The 24,200-nt window shown below is 63.2% G+C and carries 19 protein-coding genes; 1 reads left to right on the forward strand and 18 read right to left on the reverse strand.

The window, feature by feature from the left end:
* Positions 1 to 53: 53 nt before the first annotated feature.
* The 18 genes from GSQ92_RS00415 to tpiA all read right to left on the reverse strand — a co-directional run bounded on the left by GSQ92_RS00415 (position 54) and on the right by tpiA (position 22,136).
* Positions 54 to 1,304: an autotransporter strand-loop-strand O-heptosyltransferase gene (locus GSQ92_RS00415; RefSeq protein WP_158801985.1), complete on the reverse strand. Its 1,251-nt coding sequence runs from the start codon at positions 1,302 to 1,304 to the stop codon at positions 54 to 56.
* A gap of 149 nt (positions 1,305 to 1,453) precedes the next feature.
* Positions 1,454 to 2,407: a YihY/virulence factor BrkB family protein gene (locus GSQ92_RS00420; RefSeq protein ID WP_158801984.1), complete on the reverse strand. Its 954-nt coding sequence runs from the start codon at positions 2,405 to 2,407 to the stop codon at positions 1,454 to 1,456.
* Between the two features lie 74 nt (positions 2,408 to 2,481).
* On the reverse strand, positions 2,482 to 4,347 hold the full coding sequence (locus GSQ92_RS00425; RefSeq protein WP_158801983.1) for an SRPBCC family protein: 1,866 nt from the start codon (positions 4,345 to 4,347) through the stop codon (positions 2,482 to 2,484).
* Positions 4,348 to 4,445: 98 nt separating this feature from the next.
* Positions 4,446 to 6,032, reverse strand: coding sequence for an APC family permease (locus GSQ92_RS00430; RefSeq protein ID WP_158801982.1), 1,587 nt, complete (start codon positions 6,030 to 6,032; stop codon positions 4,446 to 4,448).
* A gap of 133 nt (positions 6,033 to 6,165) precedes the next feature.
* Positions 6,166 to 9,819, reverse strand: a complete 3,654-nt coding sequence (locus GSQ92_RS00435) for a hypothetical protein (RefSeq protein ID WP_158801981.1) — start codon at positions 9,817 to 9,819, stop codon at positions 6,166 to 6,168.
* A 204-nt stretch (positions 9,820 to 10,023) separates the two neighbouring features.
* Complete coding sequence (gene kdsA, locus GSQ92_RS00440) at positions 10,024 to 10,842, reverse strand: 3-deoxy-8-phosphooctulonate synthase (RefSeq protein WP_159012814.1); 819 nt, start codon at positions 10,840 to 10,842, stop codon at positions 10,024 to 10,026.
* Positions 10,842 to 12,473, reverse strand: coding sequence for a CTP synthase (locus GSQ92_RS00445; protein ID WP_158801979.1), 1,632 nt, complete (start codon positions 12,471 to 12,473; stop codon positions 10,842 to 10,844). The genes kdsA and GSQ92_RS00445 overlap by 1 nt, the downstream gene beginning before the upstream one ends.
* Before the next feature lie 70 nt (positions 12,474 to 12,543).
* Positions 12,544 to 12,924 carry a preprotein translocase subunit SecG gene (gene secG, locus GSQ92_RS00450; protein ID WP_158801978.1) on the reverse strand — a complete coding sequence of 127 codons (381 nt, stop codon included), beginning with the start codon at positions 12,922 to 12,924 and terminating at the stop codon, positions 12,544 to 12,546.
* 538 nt (positions 12,925 to 13,462) lie between these two features.
* Positions 13,463 to 13,876, reverse strand: a complete 414-nt coding sequence (dksA, locus tag GSQ92_RS00455) for an RNA polymerase-binding protein DksA (RefSeq protein WP_158802382.1) — start codon at positions 13,874 to 13,876, stop codon at positions 13,463 to 13,465.
* A gap of 176 nt (positions 13,877 to 14,052) precedes the next feature.
* A complete protein-coding gene (locus GSQ92_RS00460) occupies positions 14,053 to 15,003 on the reverse strand; it encodes a carbohydrate kinase (protein WP_158801977.1) in 951 nt (316 codons plus the stop codon).
* Between the two features lie 111 nt (positions 15,004 to 15,114).
* The gene (locus tag GSQ92_RS00465; RefSeq protein WP_158801976.1) at positions 15,115 to 16,035 is read right to left on the reverse strand and encodes a glycosyltransferase family A protein; all 921 of its coding nucleotides are present in this window, start codon (positions 16,033 to 16,035) and stop codon (positions 15,115 to 15,117) included.
* A gap of 118 nt (positions 16,036 to 16,153) precedes the next feature.
* Positions 16,154 to 16,513, reverse strand: coding sequence for a Grx4 family monothiol glutaredoxin (grxD, locus tag GSQ92_RS00470; protein ID WP_158801975.1), 360 nt, complete (start codon positions 16,511 to 16,513; stop codon positions 16,154 to 16,156).
* A gap of 13 nt (positions 16,514 to 16,526) precedes the next feature.
* Entirely contained in the window at positions 16,527 to 16,760 is a 234-nt protein-coding gene (locus GSQ92_RS00475; protein ID WP_158801974.1) for a BolA family protein, read from the reverse strand.
* Positions 16,761 to 16,775: 15 nt separating this feature from the next.
* Positions 16,776 to 18,965: a phosphoribosylformylglycinamidine synthase subunit PurL gene (purL, locus tag GSQ92_RS00480; protein WP_158801973.1), complete on the reverse strand. Its 2,190-nt coding sequence runs from the start codon at positions 18,963 to 18,965 to the stop codon at positions 16,776 to 16,778.
* Positions 18,962 to 19,663 carry a phosphoribosylformylglycinamidine synthase subunit PurQ gene (purQ, locus tag GSQ92_RS00485; protein ID WP_158801972.1) on the reverse strand — a complete coding sequence of 234 codons (702 nt, stop codon included), beginning with the start codon at positions 19,661 to 19,663 and terminating at the stop codon, positions 18,962 to 18,964. The genes purL and purQ overlap by 4 nt, the downstream gene beginning before the upstream one ends.
* Before the next feature lie 2 nt (positions 19,664 to 19,665).
* Positions 19,666 to 19,905, reverse strand: coding sequence for a phosphoribosylformylglycinamidine synthase subunit PurS (purS, locus tag GSQ92_RS00490; RefSeq protein ID WP_158801971.1), 240 nt, complete (start codon positions 19,903 to 19,905; stop codon positions 19,666 to 19,668).
* A gap of 185 nt (positions 19,906 to 20,090) precedes the next feature.
* Positions 20,091 to 20,855 (reverse strand): phosphoribosylaminoimidazolesuccinocarboxamide synthase, encoded by a 765-nt coding sequence (purC, locus tag GSQ92_RS00495; RefSeq protein WP_158801970.1) that lies wholly within the window; start codon positions 20,853 to 20,855, stop codon positions 20,091 to 20,093.
* A gap of 543 nt (positions 20,856 to 21,398) precedes the next feature.
* Complete coding sequence (gene tpiA / locus GSQ92_RS00500) at positions 21,399 to 22,136, reverse strand: triose-phosphate isomerase (RefSeq protein WP_216849974.1); 738 nt, start codon at positions 22,134 to 22,136, stop codon at positions 21,399 to 21,401.
* Between the two features lie 114 nt (positions 22,137 to 22,250).
* Between tpiA and GSQ92_RS00505 the strand changes: the two genes are divergently transcribed.
* Complete coding sequence (locus tag GSQ92_RS00505) at positions 22,251 to 24,146, forward strand: peptidylprolyl isomerase (RefSeq protein ID WP_158801968.1); 1,896 nt, start codon at positions 22,251 to 22,253, stop codon at positions 24,144 to 24,146.
* The last annotated feature ends 54 nt before the right edge of the window (positions 24,147 to 24,200 follow it).

A 24,200-nucleotide genomic window follows, 5' to 3' on the forward strand; every position in this document is an offset into this window, starting at 1 on the left:
AGCCTTATCGTTTAGTAAACGACAGCCTTATAATGATCTTTCGCACAACAGCATCATTGATTGCCGAGAAAACCAGGGATCTGGCGAATACGCCCTTTCACTTGCTCGGCCGTGATGAGGCGCGAGCATTCGAACATCCGCGGCGTGTCTTTTTGCCGCGGGCACCACAAGAAATCGGTACGGCTGAAATGGCAGCGCACATCGTTCCAGCAGGAATTGCAGCTATGCCAGTTAATGACACGGTAGGGCGTGTGGAACTCGTTGTGAGGATGGGTAAAGCCGCTGATCAGCACGACAGGCGTCCCGACTGCCCAGCCTAGCCAGGAAAGCCCGGAGGAGACACAGACGAAGAACTCAGCATGTTTCAGCCAACGGGCTCGTTCAGGAAAGGGCTTGTCACCGGTCTGGTCCTCGGCGCCACGGGGCATGGACGTGAGGACATGCTCCCGCCCATCGACCGCATTGCGATCAATGCAGATCACGCGATAGCCAGAAGCCTTGAGGAAGCCGACGACGTCGTCCCAACCCGTCGGATTGTTCCACTTCTTAAGCTGCGCGGAACCCTGTACCGCGATGCAAACATAAGGCTCCAAAAGCGGCCGGCCGGGATCGTCATAGGCGAGACGCGGACGCGCTTCCCGCCTTGGGAGGCCGAGGATGGCGCCCGCCATGTGATGCAGTGCGTCCGCCCGATAGTCATAGGGCTGCCAATCATTCTTCACGTCGTTGAAGAAGACCATCACCTTGTACGTCGCATAGAATTGGTCAGGATCCGGGGTGCCGAGCGGAACCAAGGTGATATGCGGATAGGCCCCCTGGAATAGCGGAATGAGACTTGGGACCATTTCGCAGGTCATCCGGCATCCATGCCGTTCCTGAAACTGCACGGCATAGGAGAACCAGGCGATGGTATCGCCTATCGCCCGGTCGAAGCGCAGCAGAACGGGCTTGTCCCGCGCGTCATATTCATGGCGGAAGATGCTGACGCCGTGCTCCCACACTTCCATTTCGAACCGAATGAACCAGTGCTTCGTGCTGGCGACGACGCCGCCCTCCGATGGTCCGTCGAAAAGGACATTGGCCGTATCGAGGTCCCGCAGCCGCACACGCCATTGCCCTGGTGGCAAAGCGATGCGGGCGCCGTCGTTGAAGTCGAAGCGGATGCCGCGCGGTCCCTCCTGCGTCAGGATTTGCGGAACCTCCGGCCCCACGGTCGCTGGGACCTTCGGATGTGGCGAGGCCGCGGGGTCGAGAGCGGGGCTCGCATTATCGGCGATACGCGGTAGCGGAAAGCTTCCATCCATGGCGGCGTCTCCGGATGCGAGGGGTTATGCTTGGCTCCCCACTCTTCGCCGCTCTCGCCGTCACCTGTCCACAACGAAACGATACCAGATCGTTCTCTATTCGTTCCTAACTCGCCGCTCCTGTGTTAAGCCTGAATAAGAGTTTCGACTCAGCGTGGCTGCGGTGCGGATGGCGGAACCGGCGGCTTAGCGGGAGAAGACCGATGCCAGAACTGCCAGTTCATCCACCGCTGCGCCTGGCTACCGTGCCGATGCGCATAGACCTTGGTGAACTCCGCCCCCAACAGAAAGATCTGCGCCGAGTAATAGACCCATAGAAGCAAGATCACCAACGCACTGGCAGCGCCATAGGAAGAAGCGACGTGGCTGCTGCCGATGTAGAGAGCGATGCCCGTCTTGCCAATGACGTAGAGCACAGCGGTGAACAGCGAGCCGATGATGACGTCTCGCCATTCGAGTTTCTTGTCCGGCAAGACCTTATAGACCGCGGCGAAGAGCACCGCGGTGATCGCGAAGGAAATGCCGATATTAATGAAGCGCAACAGAAAACTTACGCCGGGAACGACTTGGTTGACGCGGTTCCAGGCCGCGGTGAGGGCGGCGCTGATCGCGAGCGACACCAGTAACAGGAAGCCCAGGCTCGCGACCAGGCCCAGGCTCTGCGCGCGCGCCTTGACCAGCCGCGTCACGGTCGAGTGTTCCGCCGAGGGATCGGCTTTCCAGATCGCGTTCAGGGAGGACTGCAGCTCCCCAAAGACGCCGCTCGCCGATATCAGCAAGATGACAACGGAGGAGACCGTCGCGATAACGCCGGACTTCTTGTTCGACGCGCTCTGGATCATCGACTGGATGAGGCCGGCGGCGTCCGGACCCAGCATGCCCTTGAGCTTGCCGAATAGCACGCCGCGTGCGGCATCCTCGCCGAACACAAAGCCGGCGATGGCGATCATCACCAGCAAGATAGGAGCCAGCGAGAACACGGTGAAATAGGCGATCGACGCGCCACGGCTGAGGCAATTGTCCTCGATATAGCCGCTGATCGTGTCTTTCGTCATGGCCCAGACTGCCCAAGGCTTTTTCTCGGTGGCGGCCGGCGCATCCATCCGATGTCCTCCTTACTCCCGTGTCTTCGAGAGAAGGGGGCCGCCGCCGTTGGGTCAAGGCGCAGATGGGCTCTTCAGTTCATACGCTGCGCCATCAAATCGCGGTTGATGGCGGCCATTGTTCCAGGCTCCGGACGCCGGAGGACTGTCGCAATGGGCAGGCGATCCCTCACCCAATTCTGAAAGTTGTGGACGATGACTTCTTTCTCTGAAAGCACGCCGACGCTGTAGGCGCTCGAACTAAGGCCGCCTTGAACCGAAGTCACAAGCGCGTCATCCTCGCCTTGCACGCGATTGTTGATGCGCGCGTTGAGCCAGCGCTCCGCCCGCGCCTGCCGCCCCTCGAGTTGCTCGGGCAGACAGAAATTCTGGTAACGAAGCTGAGAGGTTCCAGGGCCGGTCGGCAGAACCTGAAAATGGCCGATCATCTCAGGATAGACGTCGAAGGAAAGCAGCGGGAAGAAGAAGAGATAGGTCCAGTTTTCCCGCATATGCTCCGGCAGATGCTCCGGCCTGCGCCTCAGCGACTGATACATCCGGCCCGACCAGCTCGTGCCCGCCTTTTGCCGCAGCGAGTGGCCCAGCCTCGCTACCCGGCGCGCGGGATCGGCTGCGAGATCGTAGCGGTTGCCCATGAGGCTGAAGAGTTCCGGGTGGCCTTTGGCGAAGTGATAGCCCTCCAGGTAATTGTCCCAGACGGTCTTCCAGTCCGCGTGATTCTCCTGAACGGTGAGTTCGCTCGCTGGAACCAGTTCGTCGAAACGATACGCCTTCATCTCCTCCGCATAGGGCGCCAGGCGTTCGGCAACCGAGGGGCCGTCGCCGCCGAAGCGGATGAAGACGAAGCCCATGAAGACTTCGGTCTCGACGCCGAAGAGGCCGTAATCCAGGCGTTCGAACTCCGCGAAGCTATGAGGCGCCGCCACGGTGTTCAGCGCGCCATCCAGCTTGAAGGACCAGCCATGATACGGGCAGACAATGGCGCCGGGGCAATTGCCGCCCTCTCCCGTCACCACCGCATGCGCGCGATGACGGCAGACGTTGTTGAAGCCGCGCACCACGCCATCCTTGCCGCGAATGACAAAGGCGCGCTCCCCGAGCAAGGAGAAGCTGCGGTAGTCGCCGGGATTCTGGAGCTGGCTGATGTGGCAGACGATGTGCCACTCCTTGAGGAAGATCTCCTGCCGCTCGAGGGCGAAGAACTCCTCGCTCACATAGGTCCAGCTCGGCAGCGTCTCGGGCGGGCCTGCCGGTTTTTCCGGGGCACCGTCGGTTGTCTCGCCGCCTGGGAAGGCGATGATGGTCGCGGGGGATTTGGCGGCTGGAGGGTCGGCGGGGAAGCCGGGCAGGATCACCGCGAGGAAACGCAGGCAGCCCGCCACAGCCGCCTGCCGGTCAAAGGCCGGCTCGTCGAAGAGGATATCCTGCCAATAGCTATCCAGCAGGCCGATCAGCGACCGCGCCAGCACATCCGAATCACATTTCGGGCCCCCCACGGCGCCGATCAGATCGCGGATCGCGGCCATTTGGAAACGGTCATGCTCGCCGCAGAGGGTCGTGTAGGAGGCTCGCCAGCGCGCCTCGGACTGAAACGCGTACCAGACAGCGACATGCCGGGCGCTTGCAAGGTCACGGTCGAAATGCAGCAGGACCAGACCCCGCAACCCATCCACCGCATTATCACCCGCCTCGGACAGCACCGTCTCCACCCGCCGTCCAAATTCCTCGGACAGGGTTCGCAGGGTTTCGAGCAGCAAGGTGTCCTTGGTCGCGAAATGATGGTTGACGATGCCTGCCGACAGACCCGCCTCGGCCGCGACGCGCGCCAGCGTCGTGCCGGCAAGCCCATGTTCGGCGATCACCCCGGTTGCCGCCTCGATGAGCTCGCGGCGCCGTCCCTCTCGTGTGCCCCGATCGACCCGCACCAAACCATCCGACATCGGCTTCTCCTGCCTCGCCCTGACCGTGTTATACGGCCATTCAACAATATGGGCAAGATTGTTGAATGGCCGTATTATTCGGCGAGAGGATGTGGCGGCTAATCCCAGAAACCGCCATTGGCTCGTGTTTCAACGATGTCCGGTGTTTGCCAGGCGCTCCGGATGCCCCACCAGAAGAAGCCCAGCGCCACCACGATGACCAAGACCATGTCCCAGCCAAAAGGCACGTAATTTGCGCCGCCGAAGCGTTTGCTGCCGCCCCAGGACACCAGGCACATCACCAGAAAATACCCGACGAACCACCAGCCGGCACGCAACTGGGGGCGGAAGCTACTCCAGCCGACGCGGCTCTGGTAGAAGGCGTAGATTGGTACGGCGGCCAATAGAAGCAGGATGATCTTCCCGGTCAGCGGCCAGCGCGCCCAGTAGAGCAACAGGGACGCGAAGACAAAGCCCGTCGGTGCGAGAATCTCCATGGCCGGCAGCTTGATCGGGCGCCGTAGATCGGGCGCGATACGGCGCAAGCTGAGAGCGCAGACCGGCATCATGAGGAAGCTGATGACGGTGGCGACCGAAATGACCGCCGCCAGCGCGCTCCAGCCGCGAAAGAAACAAAGGAAAACGATGGACACGACGAAGTTGAACCAAAGCGCCGGGCGCGGCGCGCCGGTAATGGGATGAAGCCGGGAGAACATCGCGGGCAATATGCCGCCTCGGCTCGTCGCGTAAACCATGCGGCTCGTTGCCGCGACATAGGCGATACCCGTGCCGCTGGGGCTCAAGAAAGCGTCGAAATAGAGCAGCATCGCGAGCCAGGAGAGTCCGAAGGACATCGCGAGTTGCGCGAAGGGTGAGCTGAACTTTATCCCACTCCAGCCATGAATCACCAAACGCGGATCGACGGCGCCGAGATAGGCGATCTGCAGAAGCAGATAGATCACACCCGAGATAAGCACCGAGCCGACGACCGAGAACAGAATATCGCGTGCGGGGTTTTGCGCTTCTCCTGCCAAATTAAGCGGACTTTGGAAGCCGTTAAAAGCGAAGATGATGCCGGACGTCGCGACGGCGGTCAGCACGCTGGCGGCGCCATAGGGCATGAAACCGCCGCCCGTCGCTCCCGTCACATTGCCCGGATGGAAGCCTGTGGAGAGCAATGCGACCGCCGTCATCGCCGGCACCAGCAGCTTGAAGATGGTGATGAGCGTGTTGACCCGGGCAAAGAGCCGGACGCCCCAATAGTTCAGCAGGAAATAGCCAATGATGAGGAAACCTGAGAGCACGATCGCGAGAAACGTCAGGTGTCCATTCTGAAACAGCCGGTGGCACCACGCGAAAGGCCAGGAGCTCATATATTGGATCGAGGCTTCCGCCTCGATTGGAATGACGGTGACGATCGCCAGCCAATTAGCCCAGGCCGAAAGAAAACCGACAAGCGAGCCGTGGGTGTAATAGGCGTAGCGCACCGTACCGCCGGTCTCCGGAAACATGCCGCCCAACTCGGAAGCGACGCCCGCAATGGTCAGGACGACGAGACCGCCGACGATCCATGCCAGAATGGCGGCGGGTCCGGCGATCGCGGCCGCGCGTCCCGCGCCGAAGAGCCAACCCGAACCAATAATCGATCCGATGCCTGTAAACAGCAGCGGCCAGGCGCCGACCTCGCGCCTTAAGTGACCCTTCATCAATTACCCCTCGGTTAATCGTGTCGTCGCCGTAGCGACTTTTCGAGAGGGAAGCTAAAGACTTGTGATTACCGAAGCATTTAATCCAAGCGTCTCGTTTCGCGTATATCCTCGCGGTTAGGCGTGGACCGCCTTAGTGGGCGGCCACGGGTGCCCGAGAGTAGGTGGTAGGGAAAGAGTCAAGGAATGGTTCGTTCAACAATAGCGGATAGCCACGCGCGTTGAGCAAGTCGACACGCGCTTCGGCAAGCTTCGACATAAGGCTATAGAAGGTTTTGAAAAGGTGCCGGCCCTCCTTAGTCTTCGTGAAAAAGTCGAACTGCTCCTTCGGCGTCCAATCCGCCTGCTGTACGAAAAGTTCCCTGATGCGTGCGAGAAGCTCAGGTTCGTCCCGCCTCAGGCGCCGGCACTGCTTGAAGAGTTCAAGTACCGCGGACTCCTTACCCGGACCCGCGCTCGCGATCTTACCGGAACCCGGCGAGAAGTGGTTCGCCGCGGCGCTCGACCTGAACACGCGCATCCGATCCTCATCCACATAGAACGCCATCGGATTGAAACTGTTGCGTGTCTTCCAGTCGATATCGACGAAGGGCGCGAACGGACGCTTTGGATCGAACTGGATAATCTGATTCAAGACATCGAGAATAGCACCCTCATCGGAGAACAATGCCTCCAGAAGCATAGGATCTTTCGCGAAGGCTTGTGCGGTGGCGGCGATATCGAGTTCGCCATTGGGATCGGCAATAAAGAGCTTGGAGAATTGCCCAGTGAAGTGAAGCAAGGCGTTCTGCAGATCGCCGCCGAGTTTGAAGCTGCTCACCTTCTGGGTTCCGGAGGACATACCCCCGGTGATGTTGAGCACCGCTGGGATACCATGGGCCATAGCCGCCGACGCCAGGTTTGGTGTGGGAAAGCTGGTGCTGTTGGTGTGGCCCCGGTAGACGGTCCTGGTCTCGAGCTTCTCCACAAGCGAATGACGGGCGACGTCAGGCAGACGATGATAGACTTTGGTTACATTGAAAAACCAATTATTGTTGATCAAGCTTTGAAATCCATGGAGCTTGATCTCTTTTAGAAGATCTTCATCCACATCTTCTGGCGGGATTTCATTGCGCCCTTTCCCGAATAGTTTCTGAAAAAATCGCTTCGCCACACCAAGTCCATGCAGCGTTTGCGCCGACATGCCATGCGTCCAGTAGGTTCCGACACGACCCGGATCCGAGTGAAGTTTGACCACGTCCCTCTCGAAAAAGAGCGTGACCTCGGCTTGGCCCTGGGGCTGGAAAGGCAGGACTGGGAGAACCGCGCTGTTGACGTTAGCGAGCATCTGGCCGAGGTTTAAGAAGTTTAGCGCGAAATCGAATTCCCCATAGGTTGTCAGTTTCGTCGAAGCAGCCGCGGTCCGAAAGACAGCCCGGCGGCGGGAATCGCGGCGCGGCATCGCAAATGACTCGCTACTCAATAACTTGGCGACGTCCTTGTACCGCGCGTCGAGCGCCTGTCCAAGCTTATCCGCCTCAGGATTGGGTTCGCGGAGAGACCCCTCGTGCTTCGCGGCAGCAATCGATAACGCCAGGTCCGACAGCGCCAGAGAAAAGCTGTTGACGCCATCGGCCTGGATCTTGAGCGTTGCCTCCGGCGTTCCATCCAGCGGATAGTCGCCCCCAAAAATGTTCTGGTTGATCCGGTCCAGCGCTGGCTCGGGCGAAAAGAAGTTGCCCGGCATCGCATCGTCGACGTCGGACATGAAGCCCTTGTACGTCTCGACGAGACGATCCAGATTGCGATCGATCTGTTTCATGAGCTCGACCGGATCGCCGCCATCCCTGAGCTCGGCCGCCACGTGGAAATGATGGTCCGCCATCGCTGCCGGATCGCCGTAAAATCTGCGTCGCGCGTCGTCAAAATACCGAGCATGAGGTTTGTTCTGTCCGAACATTGGCCAGAATTTCTTGGAAAGGCGCAAAGCCGGATGCGTGGCGCGCGGCCCGGAGGGGGCGGTGCCGGCCTCGCCATAATCATGCCAAAGACGTCCCAAGAATTTAAAGCCCTCGTCGCTCTCTTTCAGGTAGCCAATGTTCATCATCTCGGCGATGGGCCTGTTAGTTCGTGAGAGCCGGACACTTCGTTTTTTGATGTAAAGCTGCCCGAGCAGATCGGCATTCCCGGCGATCCGAGTATTAAAAACATTCTTGAGCGTTCCGCCGGTGACTGCCTCCGCCGAGAGGGGTGTAAATCGGAGATCGGCATTGACGGCTGCGGTGAACTGCTGCCAGGCGCGCGGGTCTCCCTTCAATTTCGCATCTGTCACATTGTCCGGCCCGGAAATCCTCTGGTTGTAATTGTCGAGGTAAAGCGCTGCGAGCGCGTTCTCAGGATTCTCCTGTCGTTCAGCAATCCGCTCGAAATCTTTATTACGCGGGAGGTATTTGCGCAGCATGCGATCGATTGCATTTGTATGATGATGCCCACCTCTCGCTGCATCGAGATAAGCGCCCACCTGGCTGCCGGCCTGATGAATGCCGACCCTGCTCACCCCTTTTCCCATTTTTTCGGCGTTCATGAAGTATGGCAGCTTGTTTGGCAGCGGATCACGATGACCGCTAAAAAAGAGCCTCCAGAAACTCTTGAAGCTTCGTGTCGCCTCATGCCTTTCGCGCGCGCCGCGATTTGCTCGGTGGGAGAAGAGATTGCCGATGGGCCCTTGGAAAACACTATATTGCGAGGCCGCGACTGCCATGCCCGGCGCATCCATGCTTGATTCGAGATAACGGCCCCATTCAGCCAAAACGGAAAAGCCCAGACTAGCTGAGACCGCCGCAAAAACGCCGAAGCTTGCCTTCAACCCGGCCTTGAAGCCCGTTAGCTTGTAGCGGTTGAGGTCGCCGTCCTTGTCGCGTGACCAACTGATGGTTCGCTGCAGGCCCACCGGAAGGAGGGCGCTAATATTGAAGATGCCACTATTTCCTTTGGTAAGGCCAACACCGCCCTGCACGCCGACATTGTCGCCATAAGTAACGGAATGCCCGGATCTGGGAATTCCATGCTGATGAGCCGTTTTCTTGAGTGCTGCGAAGCCCTCCACCCCCGCAAGTTCGATCAGTGGAATGATCGAGTTGGTGCGCGCCATCCGCTTAGATGCCAGCATCATGGCGGCAAGCCAGCCGATAAGCGCCTTGCCGTCCTCCGTCGACGCGTTCTTCTTGGCTTGATTACAGGCCAACAGCATGTCGTCAAACAGGTCGGCGAGGTGTTCGATCGCCAGCGCCGGATCGAGAGGCTCGCCCGGCGTTTTGGCGGCAAGCCCGACGCAATCCTGGTAGAGACGGCCCGGCAGTCCTTCGAGTTTCGCGATAAGTGGTGCAAGGGCGTCCCTATCCGCGCCGGGCGGCAGTGACTTTAACTCCTTGGCGAAGTCCCGCGTAAAACCCTCGAGCGCACGAGGGTTGATGATCCCGTTTCGGAAGATTTCGTTGGCAACCGCTGTTTTGGGTTCCTTATTGTGGAGCTCGATCAGGAAGTGACGAACCGCCTCTGGATCGCTCCAATCGATCGTTGAAACAGGTTCGCCTTCAACCTTGGCTGGGGAGGGCTCATGCGCTTTCCGCGCGACGCGTGGTCTTAAGGATGGTGGCGGACCGCGAAGCTTCGGTTCAGAGATATCCTTCGGCACCGAACGAGCCTCTTTGAGGCCGGCATCAAAGGCAGCCGAATTTCTTGTGTCCTCGGGCCTATGCTGGCGTGTGAACGGGGCAGGATCATGCCCCCAGAGATGCGCGGTAACCATTTTTGCTTTCCTCCGCACCGACAGTGGAGCAGCAAAAAGCTTTTGGTTTCGTGAAGATCTTTCCTCAAATTTTCGACATCGTATTGATTTAAGTGTTGTAAACCTGCGCGTCAAATTATGGGTTTGGTAATCGCCGCTTCATAAAAACTCGGTGCCACTCGAGCAATCCGCCCGGATCGTACGACCGTCATGATCGCGGCCAGCCTATCCTTTAATGACGCGATCGATGGCCTTCAGCCGCGCCAGCACCGCCGGCATCTCGCGTAGCGGGATCATGTTCGGTCCGTCGGACGGCGCATGATCCGGATCGGGATGCGTTTCCATGAAGATCGCGGCGCAACCCACCGCCAAAGCCGCGCGTGCGAGCACCGGCGCATATTCGCGCTGCCCGCCGGAGGCACCGCCCTGCCCGCCCGGCTGCTGCACCGAATGCGTGGCATCGAAGACCACGGGGTAGCCGGTGCGCGCCATCTCGGGCAGGCCGCGGAAGTCCGTCACCAATGTGTTGTAGCCGAAGCTCGCACCACGTTCCGTCAGCAGAATGCGCTCGTTGCCGGTGGAAGCGATCTTGGCGGCGACATGCTTCATGTCCCAGGGCGCCAGGAACTGGCCTTTCTTGACGTTGACGGCGGCACCCGTCTCGCCAGCCGCCAGCAGCAGATCCGTCTGGCGGCAGAGAAACGCCGGGATCTGCAACACGTCCACGGCTTCGGCGACGGGGCGGCACTGCGCCGCATCATGCACGTCGGTCAGAACCGGCACACCGAAACGCTCGCGCACGCCAGCGAGGATGGCGAGGCCCTTGGACAAACCCACGCCACGCTCCGCGCCGCCGGAGGTGCGGTTCGCCTTGTCGAAGCTGCTCTTATAGATGAGCGGAATGCCGGCGGCCGCGCAGATCGCCACTAGCGCCTCGGCCACTTCCAGCGCATGTGCCTCGGATTCGATCTGGCAGGGACCGGCGATGAGGACGAAGGGAAGGGCGTTGCCGACCGCCACGTTACGGATGCGCACGACCGCCATCAGACGAGCCGCGCCTGGCGCACGCAGGCCGCGACGAAGCCCTCGAACAACGGATGCGGATCGAAGGGTTTCGACTTGAGTTCCGGGTGATACTGGACGCCGATGAACCAGGGGTGATCGGGATACTCGATGATCTCAGGGAGGATGCCGTCCGGCGACAGCCCTGAGAACCTCAAGCCCGCCGCTTCGAGCTGTTCGCGGAAATGGATATTGACCTCGTAGCGATGGCGATGCCGTTCCTCGATCGAGGCCGCGCCGTCATAGACCTCGCGCACCAGCGATCCGGCCGCCAGCGTCGCCGGATAGGCCCCGAGTCGCATCGTGCCGCCCAGATCGCCGCCGGCCTCGCGCCGCACCAACTCATTGCCCTGCGCCCATTCGGTGAGCAGCCCCACCACCGCCGTCTCGCAAGGGCCGAATTCGGTGGAAGAGGCACCCGGCAGGCCGGCGAGGTTTCGCGCCGCCTCGATCACCGCCATCTGCATGCCGAAGCAGATGCCGAGGAAGGGCAGCTTGCGTTCGCGGGCAAATCGAACCGCCTCGATCTTGCCCTCGGTGCCACGCTCGCCGAAGCCGCCGGGCACCAGGATGCCGTGGACATCTTCCAGCCGGTGCACGGCGTCGGGCTGCTCGAAGACCTGGCTATCGACCCATTCCAGCCGCACCTTCACGCGGTTGCTGATGCCGCCATGGGCCAAAGCCTCGGCGAGCGACTTATAGCTGTCGAGCAGGTTGGTGTACTTTCCAACGATGGCGACCCGCACCTCGCCTTCCGGCGCGCGAATGGCGTCGAGGATGCCGTGCCAGCGCGAGAGGTCGGGCGCGGGCTCGGTCGGCAGGTGGAAGTGCCGCAGCACCTCCCGGTCCATGCCTTCCTCATGATAGCGCAGCGGCACGGCATAGATCGTATCCACATCCAGCGCCGCGATGACCGCGGAGGGCCGCACGTTGCAGAACAATGCGATCTTGCGCCGCTCGGTTTCGGGAATCGGACGGTCGCAGCGGCATAGCAGCATCTGCGGCTGGATGCCGACATTCAGCAGCTCTTTGACGGAATGCTGCGTCGGCTTGGTCTTCAGCTCTCCGGCCGAGGGGATATAGGGCACCAGCGTGAGGTGAACGAACATGACCTGCTCGGGCCCCAGTTCGTTGCCGAGCTGGCGGATGGCTTCCAGGAAGGGCAGGCTCTCGATGTCGCCGACCGTGCCACCGATCTCGATAAGCACGAAATCCAGCCCCTCGGTGCCCTTCAGGATGGTTTCCTTGATGGCATCCGTGATGTGGGGAATGACCTGGACAGTACCGCCCAAATAGTCGCCGCGACGCTCCTTCGCGATGACTTCGGAATAAATCCGGCCGGTGGTGGCGTTGTCGAGCTTGCCGGCATGGACGCCAGTAAAACGCTCGTAATGGCCGAGGTCGAGGTCGGTTTCGGCCCCATCATCGGTGACGAAGACCTCGCCATGCTGATAGGGGCTCATGGTCCCCGGATCGACGTTGAGGTAGGGGTCGAGCTTGCGCAGCCGCACGGAATAGCCGCGCGTTTGCAGGAGCGCTGCGAGCGCTGCCGCCGCGATGCCTTTGCCGAGAGAGGAAACCACGCCGCCGGTCACAAAGATGAAACGCGTCATGGACGGTCCTCATACACGTCCGCCGCCGGCCGAGGAAACCCCGGCCGGGCGTGACGCAGCCACGCGGCGGTTAAGGTGTTGAGGGCGCTGCGGGAGTCGTGGGAACGGACGGCGCGGCCGGCGCGGCTTTCGCCGCCTTGGAGGCGGGCGCCGCGGGAATAGCCGGAGTCGCGGCCGTTGAGATCGGCGGCGGCGCGCTGAAGATCGAGTTCGCGCCGCCGGAATTGCCGCGGCTCATCAGCGCCAGCACCAGCGATAGCGCGAGAAAGACGGTGGCGAGCGCCGCCGTGGTGCGGGTGAGCAGATTCGCCGTGCCGCGCCCGGTCATGAAGCTGCCCATGCCTTGAGCGCCGCCGATGCCCAATCCGCCGCCCTCACTGCGCTGGATGAGCACGGAGCCGATCAGCGCCAGGGTGACGAGGACATGCACGACCAGCAGGACGGTAAACATAGGAGGCCTTTCGGGGTAGACGGGCGCCTTCTAGAGCATCGGCGCCCGCTTGCAAAACCCGGGCTTCATTATCGTCTTTGGTTTGCCCCTGGTGCCGGCTGGCCACCTGGCTGCGCCGGCCAGAGCCGGTGCCTGATCCAATTCATAGCGGCGGCGCCCATAGCCAAACCAAGGAAGGTATCGCCAACGTTCAAACCGAAATCCGGTAGATACGAGTAGCCCGTATTTTGCTGATTCCCACTTCCGCCCGTTTGCCTAGGCACTAAGCCGGTCTGCCCGGCCACATTCGCGGGAAGTCGCGAGCTGGGGGGCGGGTTCGCCGAAATTCCAAACCTCTCGGCGTTCTGTAGTCCAGCATTGATGACCCCGCGGTTCGGGTCGAAGCGATTTACTTGAGGCAAGTGTCGTCTCCTTCTTCGAAGAAGTTCGACATTGCGAGACAAAAGGTTAACTTAGCGTAGCTTGCCCGGGCGATGCGACAGAGCGGAGTAGTGCCGCATCGCCCAGTACAGTTCCAGTGCCGACGAAGAATTCGCGCCTAGTCGTCGCGGTGCACACGCTCCATGCGCTCATGGCGCTCTTGTGCCTCGATCGAGAGCGTAGCGATCGGCCGCGCCTCCAACCGTCGGAGGCCGATCGGCTCGCCGGTATCCTCGCAATAGCCGTAGGATCCGTTTTCGATCCGCTGCAGCGCCTGGTCGATCTTGGCGATGAGCTTGCGCGCGCGGTCCCGCGTGCGGAGTTCCAGGGCGCGGTCTGTCTCCACACTCGCGCGGTCGGTTATATCGGCCTCGTGGATTCCTCCTTCGGACAGGCTAGCCAGGGTGCCATTTGCCTCTTTGAGGAGGTCGGAACGCCAGCGCAGCAGCTTGCGGCGGAAATACTCGGTATGGAGGGGGTTCATGAACTCCTCCTCCTCGAGCGGCTGGTAGTCTTGTGGCAGCGTCACCATCATGCGGGCTTGATCTCCGCTATCGCACGGCAACCGTTTACGGAATGTATCCGGCCGAGCGAGGCGGCTTATAGCTGCGCCCTCCGGCGCCGCCAAGCAGATTGGCGTAAGTTCAACGTTCTGCAATCTCCCGCCCCCGCGTCATCTCAGAGACCGGGCGGAAGGCGGCGTCCGATCTAGCTCCTGTCGCCTAGAAAACTCTCCAATTTGTCGCGGTCCGGCATGGCGTCCATGCCGCCGGCGGCGGTGGTGGTGATGGCGCCGAAAGCACAGGCCTCGATGCCGATCTTCTCCAGCGAGACCCGCGAGAGATCGAAGCCTGAGTCGAGCAGCCCGGCCAGGAAGGCGGCCATGAAGGCATCACCGGCCCCGGTGGTATCGACGACGCGGACCGGCATGCCCTGCACCGTCACTCGCTCATCAGGCGTCACGATGGTCGCACCCCGCGCGCCGGCCGTGATGGCGGCGACCTGAAGGCCGGGGTGCCACAGGGACCTCAGAGCCTCATGCGGGTCGCTGATCCCGGTGATGGTCGCAAGTTCGTCCTCGCCGATCTTGAGGATATTGGCGGTTCCCACCACTTCCCGCGCCGCCGCGACCATCGCCGCGCGATCGGCCCAGAGGAGCGGGCGAAGATTGGGGTCGGCCGAGATCAGAATCCCCGCCTTGTGCGCGACGGAGATCGCGTGCCGCTGCGCGTCGGCGGAGATCGGGCTGGCCAGCACCAGGCTGTTCACATGGAGAATTCCGGCGGCTCGGATGAGATCCTCCCGCACCTCCTCGACCGAGAAGTTCACGTCGGCGCAGTTCTCCCGATAGAACAGGAAGTCCCGGTCACCGCCGGCATCCAGAGTCACCACTGCCAAGCCGGTGCGATGGACCGGCGAGACGGCGATACCAGCGATGGAGACGCCCGCCGCCTCGACGGTCGAGGTCAGCAAGCGGCCGAAGGCGTCGGCACCGACCTTGCTCAGCATCGCGACCGAGCGGCCGAGCTTGGCGAGACCGACGGCGGCATTGCCCGGCGCGCCACCGGGCTTCGCGACAAAGCTCAGCCCCTGGCCTTCGTCGGGCAGCGGCACGAGGTCGATCAGCAATTCTCCCAACGAGACAACGTCATGGGCCATGTGCGGTCCCCTCCCATCCACCGCCGCTTAAGTTGCGCCGGTGGGACAGGTAACATGAGCGACCTCGTGCCAGACGCCAAGCCGCCCGACCCTGCGCCATGGCCGCGCGGATCAAACTCTCCGGCGGCTGAGGAGCCCACAGGCGACCAGCGCCAGAAGCGCAGCGCGGCGCGGTCCGGGCTTGGCGCGCAGACCTCGGCGCAAGCTGGAAACGCCTGCCCGGCGGCGGCCCCGCCGCAGCAGTTCCCATCCAACGGTCCAGCTCACCTCCGCCGCCGCGACGCGAACGAGACGCTCGAGCCTGGCCGGGCCTAGCCGGATCGCGAGCTGGCGGTTGGTGGCGATCGCCGCCAAAGCCGGACGATAGGCGGCGGGATCAGCCGCGAAGCGTCGCATGGCGCTGCCGTCGCGGCGACGCACGAAGAGGACGGGCGGACCGCTGACCGCGACGAAACGTCCGCGCAGCGCCAGTCTCGTCCAGAATTCCCAGTCCTCGCCAAAGCTCAGCTCCCGGCGGAAGTGGCCTGCCTTCATCCAGGCCGAGCTGCGGATGAGCACATGGCCGCCATTCACGAATATATTGCCGCGTATGAGCCTGGGCAGCAGATCGGCCGGAGCGGCCGGCGCATGCCGCTCCACTTTCCCCGGCCGCCGAGGTGTCGCGCCTTCCGCGACAAAGGCATAGGGCGCGTGGGCGGCGACAGCGGACGGATCCGCCATCAGGGCAGCAGCGAGCCGCGCCAGAGCGTTTGGCGCGAGCCAGTCATCCGCATCCAGAAACAGCAGCGCATCGGGCGCCCCCGCCCCCGCTGAAGCCGCGTTGCGGGCCGCGGAGACACCCTGGGCCGCCTGTCTTAGCTGAAGGATACGGGGATCGTTGTAGCGCGCTGTGACCTCTCCGGTGCGATCGGTCGAGCCGTCATCGACAACGACAAGCGTCCAGTTGCGATGAGTTTGAGCCATGACCGACTCGATCGCATAAGCCACATAGGCGGCGACGTTCCGCGCAGCGATGAGGACGGCGATGTGCACTGCCATATCGATACGATATAGCAACGTAACGTCACAGCAAAGGTTTCCGGAGGGTCGCCTAGCTGCCGGGGATCATGGAGCAGCCTGGGCGGACCACACGTTCCGCCCAGTGCGAATGTCAGGCGCTGACGGCTTGAGGGGCGGCCTCGGGCTCGACCAGACCCTTCTCGGCGAAAAGGGTCGCCAGCTCGCCGGCCTGGAACATCTCGGTAATAATGTCGCAGCCCCCGATGAATTCGCCCTGGACGTAGAGCTGCGGCACGGTCGGCCAGTTCGAGAACTGCTTGATGCCGTCGCGCAGAGCAGGGTCTTCGAGCACATTCGCGGTCTTGAACGGCACGTTCATGTGGCTGAGGATCTGCACTACGCGGGCGGAGAATCCGCATTGCGGAAACATCGCGGTGCCCTTCATGAACAGCATGACGGGGTTCTCGGCGATATCCTTTTGGATCCGCTCCGTAACGAGGCTCTGGGACATTGTCTGATCTTCCTTATTCGGGCGCCGAGGTCTGCAAGGCCAAGGCATGCAATTCGCCGCCCATGCGTCCTTGCAAGGCGGCGTAAATCAGCTGGTGCTGCTTCAGGCGGGATAAGCCACGAAACTGCTCACTGACCACTGTAGCAGCGTAGTGGTCACCATCCCCCGCCAAATCCTCGACGGTCACCCGCGCGTCGGGAATAGCCGCCAGAATGAGGCTCTCGATCGCGCCGGCCGACATCGCCATCGTGTTTTCCTCGGTTCACGCCATCCATTCGGCAAAGAAGCGCCCATGCGCCTCCCGTAGTGTAGCCAAGGATATCGAAACGCCGCCAGGCAAAGTCAAATCCCGGCCGCCGGATCGGCCGATGAGCCGGGCGGAAATACCGGCCGTATGCGCCGCCGAGAGTAGCGGTGTGCCATCGGCGAGCGCCACCACATACCGGGCCTGATCCTCGCCGAACCAAAAGCCATGCGCCGTGACGGCGTCCGGCTGGTCGAGCAGCGCCACGCCCGTATCGCCCGCCAGCGCCATCTCGGCGACCGCGATCAGCAGGCCGCCATCCGAGACGTCGTGGCAGGCAGCCACATCGCCCGCCGCGATCTGGTGGCGCACGAAGTCACCATGCCGACGTTCCCGCACCAGATCGACAGGCGGCGGCGCGCCTTCCTCCCGCCCGGCGATCTCGCGCAGCCAAAGAGATTGGCCGAGCCAGCCGCCATCCTCGCCGACCACGACCAGGTCGAGCCCCGGCGTCAGCGCGATGCCCCGCGCCCGGGCCGCATCCTCGATCACGCCCAGGCCGCCGATGGCCGGTGTCGGCAAAATGCCGCGGCCCTCAGTTTCGTTGTAAAGGCTTACGTTTCCGGAAACGACGGGGAAGTCGAGCGCGGTGCAGGCCGCCGCCATGCCCTGGATGGCCGCCGCGAACTGGCCCATGATCTCGGGCTTCTCGGGATTGCCGAAGTTCATGTTGTCGGTCACGGCCAGCGGGCGAGCACCCGTCGCGGTGATGTTGCGCCAGGCCTCAGCCACCGCCTGAGCGCCGCCGGTGCGGGGATCCGCCTGGCAATAGCGCGGCGTACAGTCGGTGGTGAGCGCCAGCGCGCGGCGGGAACCCTCGATCCGGACGATGGCGGCATCGGCGGCGCCCGGCCGCTTCACCGTCTGGCCGCCCACCGCCGCGTCATACTGGTTCCAGATCCAGGCGCGCGAGCACAGGTCCGGGCAGGCGATGAGCGTCAGCAGCGCGTCCTTCAATGAGACAGGGCTTTCGATCGCCGCGTGATCGAGTACTGCTGGTGCCACTGGCAGGATGAAGGGCCGCCGGTACAGCGGCGCCTCATCGGCCAGCGGCTGTAGCGGGATATCGGCCTCGATCTGGCCCTTATGGGAGACCACGATGTGGCCGGTATCCGTGATACGGCCGATCACCGCGAAGTCGAGATCCCATTTCTCGAAAATCGCCCGCGCCACGCCTTCCCGCGCCGGGTCCAGCACCATGAGCATGCGTTCCTGGCTCTCGGACAGCATCATCTCATAGGCCGTCATGGCGGTCTCGCGCTGCGGCACCGCATCGAGGTCGAGCGAAATGCCGACGCCACCCTTGCCTGCCATCTCGACCGCCGAACTGGTGAGGCCGGCAGCGCCCATGTCCTGGATGGCGATGATCGCATCGGTCGCCATGAGTTCGAGACAAGCCTCGATGAGCAGCTTCTCGGTGAAAGGATCGCCGACCTGCACGGTCGGGCGCTTCTCCTCAGAATCGGCGGCGAATTCGGCCGAGGCCATGGTCGCGCCGTGGATGCCGTCCCGCCCGGTCTTGGAGCCGACATAGACCACGGGGTTGCCCTGGCCTGCGGCGGCCGAGAGGAAGATGCGGTCGCGCGGGGCGATGCCAACGGTCATCGCATTGACCAGCGGATTGCCGTCATAGGCGGCGTGGAAATTCACCTCGCCGCCCACGGTGGGCACGCCGACGCAATTGCCGTAGCCGCCGATACCGCGCACGACGCCATCGACCACGCGCTTGGTGCGGGGATTCTCGGGGCGCCCAAAACGCAACGCGTTGAGATTGGCGATCGGCCGCGCGCCCATCGTGAAGACATCGCGCAGGATGCCGCCGACGCCGGTGGCGGCGCCCTGGTAGGGTTCGATGAAGCTCGGGTGGTTGTGGCTCTCCATCTTGAAGATGGCGGTGAGGTTGTCACCGATATCGACCACGCCCGCGTTCTCTCCAGGGCCGTGGACGACCCAGGCGGCCTTGGTCGGCAATTCCTTCAGCCAGACGCGGGACGATTTGTAGGAGCAATGCTCCGACCACATCACACTGAAGATGCCGAGTTCCGTCAGACTGGGCGTGCGGCCCATGATGGTAAGGACGCGAGCATATTCCTCGGCGTTCAGGCCGAAGGAGCGGGCGAGGTCAGCATCGATTGGGCGGCTGCTCATGCGGCCAGCGCCTCCGCGAGACCGGCGAACATCGGCTTACCGTCCTCGCCGCCGATCAGCGCTTCCACCGCATCCTCGGGATGCGGCATGAGGCCGAGCACGCGGCGGTTCTCGGAACAAATGCCGGCGATGGCGCGGGCGCTGCCGTTCGGGTTGGCGTCCGGCGCTACCGTGCCGTCCCGGCGGCTGTAGCGGAAGACCACCCGCCCCTCGCCTTCCAGCCGGTCGAGAGTCTCCTCGTCGGCGGCGTAGTTGCCGTCGCCGTGGGCGAGGATGACGCGGATCGATTGGCCCTGGACGTAGCCGCGGCTGTAGATGGTGTCGGTGCTCTCGACGCGGATGTGGTGGTCCTGTGCGAGGAAGCGGAGGCCGGCGTTGCGCAGTAGCGCACCTGGCAGCAGCCCGGCCTCGGTCAGGATCTGGAAGCCGTTGCAGACGCCGAGAACATGGCCGCCGGCCGACGCGAAATCGCGCACCGCGCGCATGACCGGAGACTGCGCGGCCATCGCGCCGCAGCGCAGATAGTCGCCATGGCTGAAGCCGCCGGGCAGGACCACGAGGTCGAGCGGCGGAAGTGTCGTGTCCTTGTGCCAGATGATCACCGGCTCTCGCCCGCCATTGGCGGCGGCTAGTGCGATGGCGATGTCACGCTCGCGATTGGTGCCGGGGAAAAGGACGATGCCGGCGCGGAAGGCCATGGTCAGGCGATCTCCACCTTGAAGCTTTCGATGACAGTGTTCGCGAGCAGTTTCCGCGACATTTCCTCGGCTGCCGCTTGGGCCTTCGCGGCGTCGGTTTCGGCTAGTTCGATCTCGATGACCTTGCCGGCGCGGACCTCGCCGATTCCGGAAAACCCCAGAGTTCCAAGCGCATGGCCGATGGCCTTGCCTTGCGGGTCGAGGACGCCGGTCTTCAGCATGACGGTAACGATGGCTTTCATTTGGCTCTCCGGCGAAGCGTAGAATCTCTACAACCCGTCATGCTCGGGGAAGGCCGAGCATCCACGCCTGGCTTGCTTTGCGAATGCACGGCGTGGATGGCACGCATTCGCGTGCCATGACGAGGAAGTGGGGTGCCTTCGCGTGCCAAGACGGGAGGGTCGCATGCCATGACGGGGCGAGCCCCTCACTGCATCATCTCCGGCCCCTTCATGTCGCGCATGCCGGCCTCGGGCAGGATGCCGAGGCGGCGGGCAACTTCCTGATAGGCTTCCTCGACCTTGCCGAGGTCGCGGCGGAACCGGTCCTTGTCCATCTTCTCGTTGGTCTTGCTGTCCCAGAGACGGCAGTTATCCGGACTGATCTCGTCGGCAAGGACGATGCGCATATCCTCGTTTTCCCAGAGCCGGCCGAATTCCAGCTTGAAGTCTACAAGGGTGATGCCGACGCCGAGGAACAGGCCAGTCAGGAAGTCGTTCACGCGCAGCGTCAGCGAGACGATGTCGTCCATATCCGGTGGGGCGGCCCAGCCGAAGGCGGTGATATGCTCCTCAGCGACCATCGGATCGTTGAGCGCGTCGTTCTTGTAGTAGAATTCGATGATGCTGCGCGGCAAGCGGGTGCCCTCCGGAATGCCAAGCCGGGTCGATAGGCTGCCAGCCGCGACATTGCGCACGACGACTTCGAGGGGGATTATCTCGACCTCGCGAATGAGTTGCTCGCGCATGTTGAGACGGCGAATGAAGTGCGTGGGAACGCCGATCTCGCCCAGGCGCGTCATCAGAAACTCGCTAATGCGGTTATTCAGCACGCCCTTGCCGGTGATGACGCCCTTCTTCTGGGCGTTGAAGGCGGTGGCGTCATCCTTGAAGTATTGTACGAGCGTGCCGGGCTCCGGTCCTTCGAACAGGATCTTCGCTTTGCCCTCATAGAGCTGTCGGCGACGGGCCATTGGCGGGATCCTCAGGGCTTGCCGGCACACGGGGAGGCGCCGCCGGATCATGGGTATCTCGCGCGCTATAGCAGTGGGCCAGGACAGCGACCAGAGAGGCACGACATGACAGCCTCGCACGAGCGAGCCTCTCATAAACATATAAGCAAGTTATTATGTTAGTAAGCTAGACATGGGTTAGTGGCCCGCTAACAAATTGCACCTATCCTGGCAGCGCAGCATCAACGTGATGTAACGCACTGCTTCACGAGGAGACACTGTGGGAAATCATTTTGCGTGCGGCGGGCGAGCATCGGAAGCCGGAGGGACTCACAGCTCTCTCAGTGAACGCTACTGGGAGCATTCTGCCGTCGACGACGCGGTATGGCGAGCCGCCCAAAACGCGGCGAAAGCGTCGGAAGTCGTGCGCGGAGCCAATCGGTCGGACTCGCCTTATCCACATAACAGAAGCTTCACGCGGGCGCCGAACTAGCCTGTCACCGCCCACATATCCTCTCGCCGTCCCGTCACTCCAAGCCTCTGCGCGGCCGTATAACGCGATCCTTATATAACGCCCGGCGCCGCCGCAGCGATCGCCAGGAAATCTGCGGCGACCAGGCTGGCGCCGCCGACCAGGGCGCCGCCGACTTCCGGTAGTTTCAGGATCTCGGCGGCGTTGCCCGGCTTGACCGAACCGCCATACAGAATCCGAACCGCGGCGCCCTGCTCATGCGCGCCGAGCAGGTGGTCGCGGATGACGCGATGCATGCAGACGATATCGTCGAGGGTCGGGACGCGGCCGGTGCCGATCGCCCAGATCGGCTCATAGGCGATGACGCCCGCGAAATCCTCGCAGAGGCTGCCAGCGAGCTGGCGCTCCACTACAGCCTCAGCCTGGCCGGCGGCCCGCTCGGCACCCGATTCGCCCACGCAGATGATGGCAACAAGCCCGGCCGCGACGGCCGCGCGCGCCTTGGCGGCAACCAACTCGTCGGTTTCACCCTGGTCGGCCCGGCGCTCGGAATGGCCGAGGATCACGAAGCTCGCCCCTACATCGCGCAGCATGGCGGCGGAAATTTCGCCTGTGTGGGCGCCCTGCGTCTCGGCATGGCAATCCTGGCCGCCGATCGCGATGCCGGAATGCTCCAGAATGGCCGCGACCGCCGCGATCTGCGTCGCTGGCGGGCAAACCAGCATCTCGGGAGCCAGAGCGCCGACACCCTTTCGTAGTGCCTGCGCAAGCTCCGCCGACTCCGCGGTTAGCCCATGCATTTTCCAGTTGCCGGCGATCAAGGGGCGCATCGTCATTCTCTCCGTGCAGGCCCCGGCAGATAGGACGGCCGGAGGGAACTGGCAAACACTGGCTCGCATGCCTATGGTGCGCGCCCCTCATCACAGCCAGGTTCGTGACCACCTATGCTCGCCCTCCTCCGCCGCTCCCTCAATACCTGGCCCGCCCGGATCCTCTTCATCGTCCTCGTCGCGTCCTTCGCGGTCTGGGGGGTGGGCGACGTGGTGCGCAACCTCGGCAATGACGGTTCGGCGGCGCGGGTCGGCAGCACGCGGATAAGCCCGCAAGCCGCCGATCAGGCGTTTCGCCAGCAGATACAGCAGACCGCCCAGCAACTGGGCGGCCCCGACCAGATCACGCCGCCGATGCGCATGATGATCGCCGAGCAGGCGACGGCGCGGCTGGTTGCCCAGGCGGCGATCGACCAGATGGCCCAGCGCCTCGGCCTCGCCGCGCCCGACGCCGCTCTGAGGACGGAAGTCTACGGCATGGACGTGTTCCAGGACGCGCAGCACCAGTTCAACCGCGCGCGGTTTGACCAGGTGTTGCAGCAGAACGGCATGACCGAGGGCGAGTTCCTCGACCTTATGCGCGCGCAGCTCATGCGCAACCAATTACTCAACACCGTCCGCGCTTCGGCAACGGCGCCGGCGACGATGGTGCGCACCGCCTATGCGATCCAGAACGAGGCGCGGATCGTGCGCTTCGTCACCCTGCCCTTCTCCGCCGCTCCGCCGCCCCCGACGCCGACACCGGCGGAATTGCAGCGTTGGTATCGCAACCACCCGCAGGATTTCAGCGCGCCGGAATATCGCCACATCGCGGTGGCGGTGCTGTCGCCGGACGCGGTCGCGCGCGGCATCACGGTGTCCGACGCCGATATCCGGCCGCTCTACCAGCAGGCGAGCGCTGCCCAGACCAAGGTCGAGACCCGCAGCATCAACGCGGTGGTGGCCTCCGACGAGGCGACGGCGAAACGCCTCGCCGCCACCTGGTCGGCCGGCGCCGACTGGGACGCGATGCAGAAGGCCGCGAGCGCTGCTGGCGCCAATGCGATCCAACTGCCCGACACCACCGCCGCCCAGGTACCAAGCCCCGAGATCGCCGACGCGGCCTTCGAGGCGGCGGCGAATGTGGTGAGCGCGCCGATCCATACCGGCAGCGGCTGGGCGGTGATCGAGGTCACCGGCATCAAGCCTGGCGGCGCACCAGGCTTCGAATCGATGGCGCCCGCCTTGCGCCAGCAGGTGGCGCGCGAGCGCGCCGTCGCGCTGGTCGAGCAGCGGGTAAATGCGTTCCAGGACGCGCTGGCAGGCGGTACGCCGCTGGACAAGCTTCCGGGCGATCTCGGACTCGTCGGATTGCAGGGGTCGGTTGATACCAACGGCATCTCGCCCGAGGGCCAGCCTGTGCCGATCCCCGGCGCCGCTGCCTTGCGCGCGGCGGTGGTGGCGCAGGCATTCAAGCAGGGCGTGAACCAGAAGGCGGCGCTCATCAACGGCCCCGATCACAGCTATTTCGCCCTGGTCGTGGACGGCATCACCCCCGCCGCGCAGCGCGACTTCTTGGCGGTGCAGCCGCAGGTCCTCGCCGCTTGGACGCATGCCGCGATCCGCCGCGAGCAGGAAACCGTCGCGGCCGGTCTGCTCGGCGCCATGCAATCGGGCCGGACCCTGCAAGGCGCGGCTTCGCCGTTGAATCTCACCGTGCAGACGAGCGGGCCGATCACCCATAACGGCGCGCTACCGCCGGGTATTCCGCAAAACCTCGTCACGCCGCTCTTCGGGCTGACGGTGGGCGAAAGCTCAATGGTTGAGACGCCCGATGGCTTCGTGGTCGCGGTGCTCGACAGCATCCAGAGGCCCGATCCGAGCAAGGACCCGGTGGGTTACGACCAGTTGAAGACGCAGCTATCCGGCACCGTCTCCAGCGATATGCAGGCGATTTTCGCGGGCGCGGTGACGGCACGGGCCAATCCGCACGTCAATCAAGCCGTCATCCAGCAGATCGCCCAGCCGTGACCGAGCCCTCGAACGCGACGGGCGCACGAGGCGCCGCGCACAACACCCCTAAAT

The sequence above is a fragment of the Acidisoma sp. S159 genome (genome assembly GCF_009766125.1).
Classification (GTDB): domain Bacteria; phylum Pseudomonadota; class Alphaproteobacteria; order Acetobacterales; family Acetobacteraceae; genus Acidisoma.

Bases quoted from the DNA above. Each gene is read 5' to 3' on its own strand.
- GSQ92_RS00415 (WP_158801985.1), bottom strand. From the start codon at position 1,304: ATGGATGGAAGCTTTCCGCTACCGCGTATCGCCGATAATGCGAGCCCC.
- GSQ92_RS00420 (WP_158801984.1), bottom strand. From the start codon at position 2,407: ATGGATGCGCCGGCCGCCACCGAGAAAAAGCCTTGGGCAGTCTGGGCC.
- GSQ92_RS00425 (WP_158801983.1), bottom strand. From the start codon at position 4,347: ATGTCGGATGGTTTGGTGCGGGTCGATCGGGGCACACGAGAGGGACGG.
- GSQ92_RS00430 (WP_158801982.1), bottom strand. From the start codon at position 6,032: ATGAAGGGTCACTTAAGGCGCGAGGTCGGCGCCTGGCCGCTGCTGTTT.
- GSQ92_RS00435 (WP_158801981.1), bottom strand. From the start codon at position 9,819: ATGGTTACCGCGCATCTCTGGGGGCATGATCCTGCCCCGTTCACACGC.
- kdsA (WP_159012814.1), bottom strand. From the start codon at position 10,842: ATGGCGGTCGTGCGCATCCGTAACGTGGCGGTCGGCAACGCCCTTCCC.
- GSQ92_RS00445 (WP_158801979.1), bottom strand. From the start codon at position 12,473: ATGACGCGTTTCATCTTTGTGACCGGCGGCGTGGTTTCCTCTCTCGGC.
- secG (WP_158801978.1), bottom strand. From the start codon at position 12,924: ATGTTTACCGTCCTGCTGGTCGTGCATGTCCTCGTCACCCTGGCGCTG.
- dksA (WP_158802382.1), bottom strand. From the start codon at position 13,876: ATGGTGACGCTGCCACAAGACTACCAGCCGCTCGAGGAGGAGGAGTTC.
- GSQ92_RS00460 (WP_158801977.1), bottom strand. From the start codon at position 15,003: ATGGCCCATGACGTTGTCTCGTTGGGAGAATTGCTGATCGACCTCGTG.
- grxD (WP_158801975.1), bottom strand. From the start codon at position 16,513: ATGTCCCAGAGCCTCGTTACGGAGCGGATCCAAAAGGATATCGCCGAG.
- GSQ92_RS00475 (WP_158801974.1), bottom strand. From the start codon at position 16,760: ATGGCGATGTCGGCCGGCGCGATCGAGAGCCTCATTCTGGCGGCTATT.
- purL (WP_158801973.1), bottom strand. From the start codon at position 18,965: ATGAGCAGCCGCCCAATCGATGCTGACCTCGCCCGCTCCTTCGGCCTG.
- purQ (WP_158801972.1), bottom strand. From the start codon at position 19,663: ATGGCCTTCCGCGCCGGCATCGTCCTTTTCCCCGGCACCAATCGCGAG.
- purS (WP_158801971.1), bottom strand. From the start codon at position 19,905: ATGAAAGCCATCGTTACCGTCATGCTGAAGACCGGCGTCCTCGACCCG.
- purC (WP_158801970.1), bottom strand. From the start codon at position 20,855: ATGGCCCGTCGCCGACAGCTCTATGAGGGCAAAGCGAAGATCCTGTTC.
- tpiA (WP_216849974.1), bottom strand. From the start codon at position 22,136: ATGCGCCCCTTGATCGCCGGCAACTGGAAAATGCATGGGCTAACCGCG.
- GSQ92_RS00505 (WP_158801968.1), top strand. From the start codon at position 22,251: ATGCTCGCCCTCCTCCGCCGCTCCCTCAATACCTGGCCCGCCCGGATC.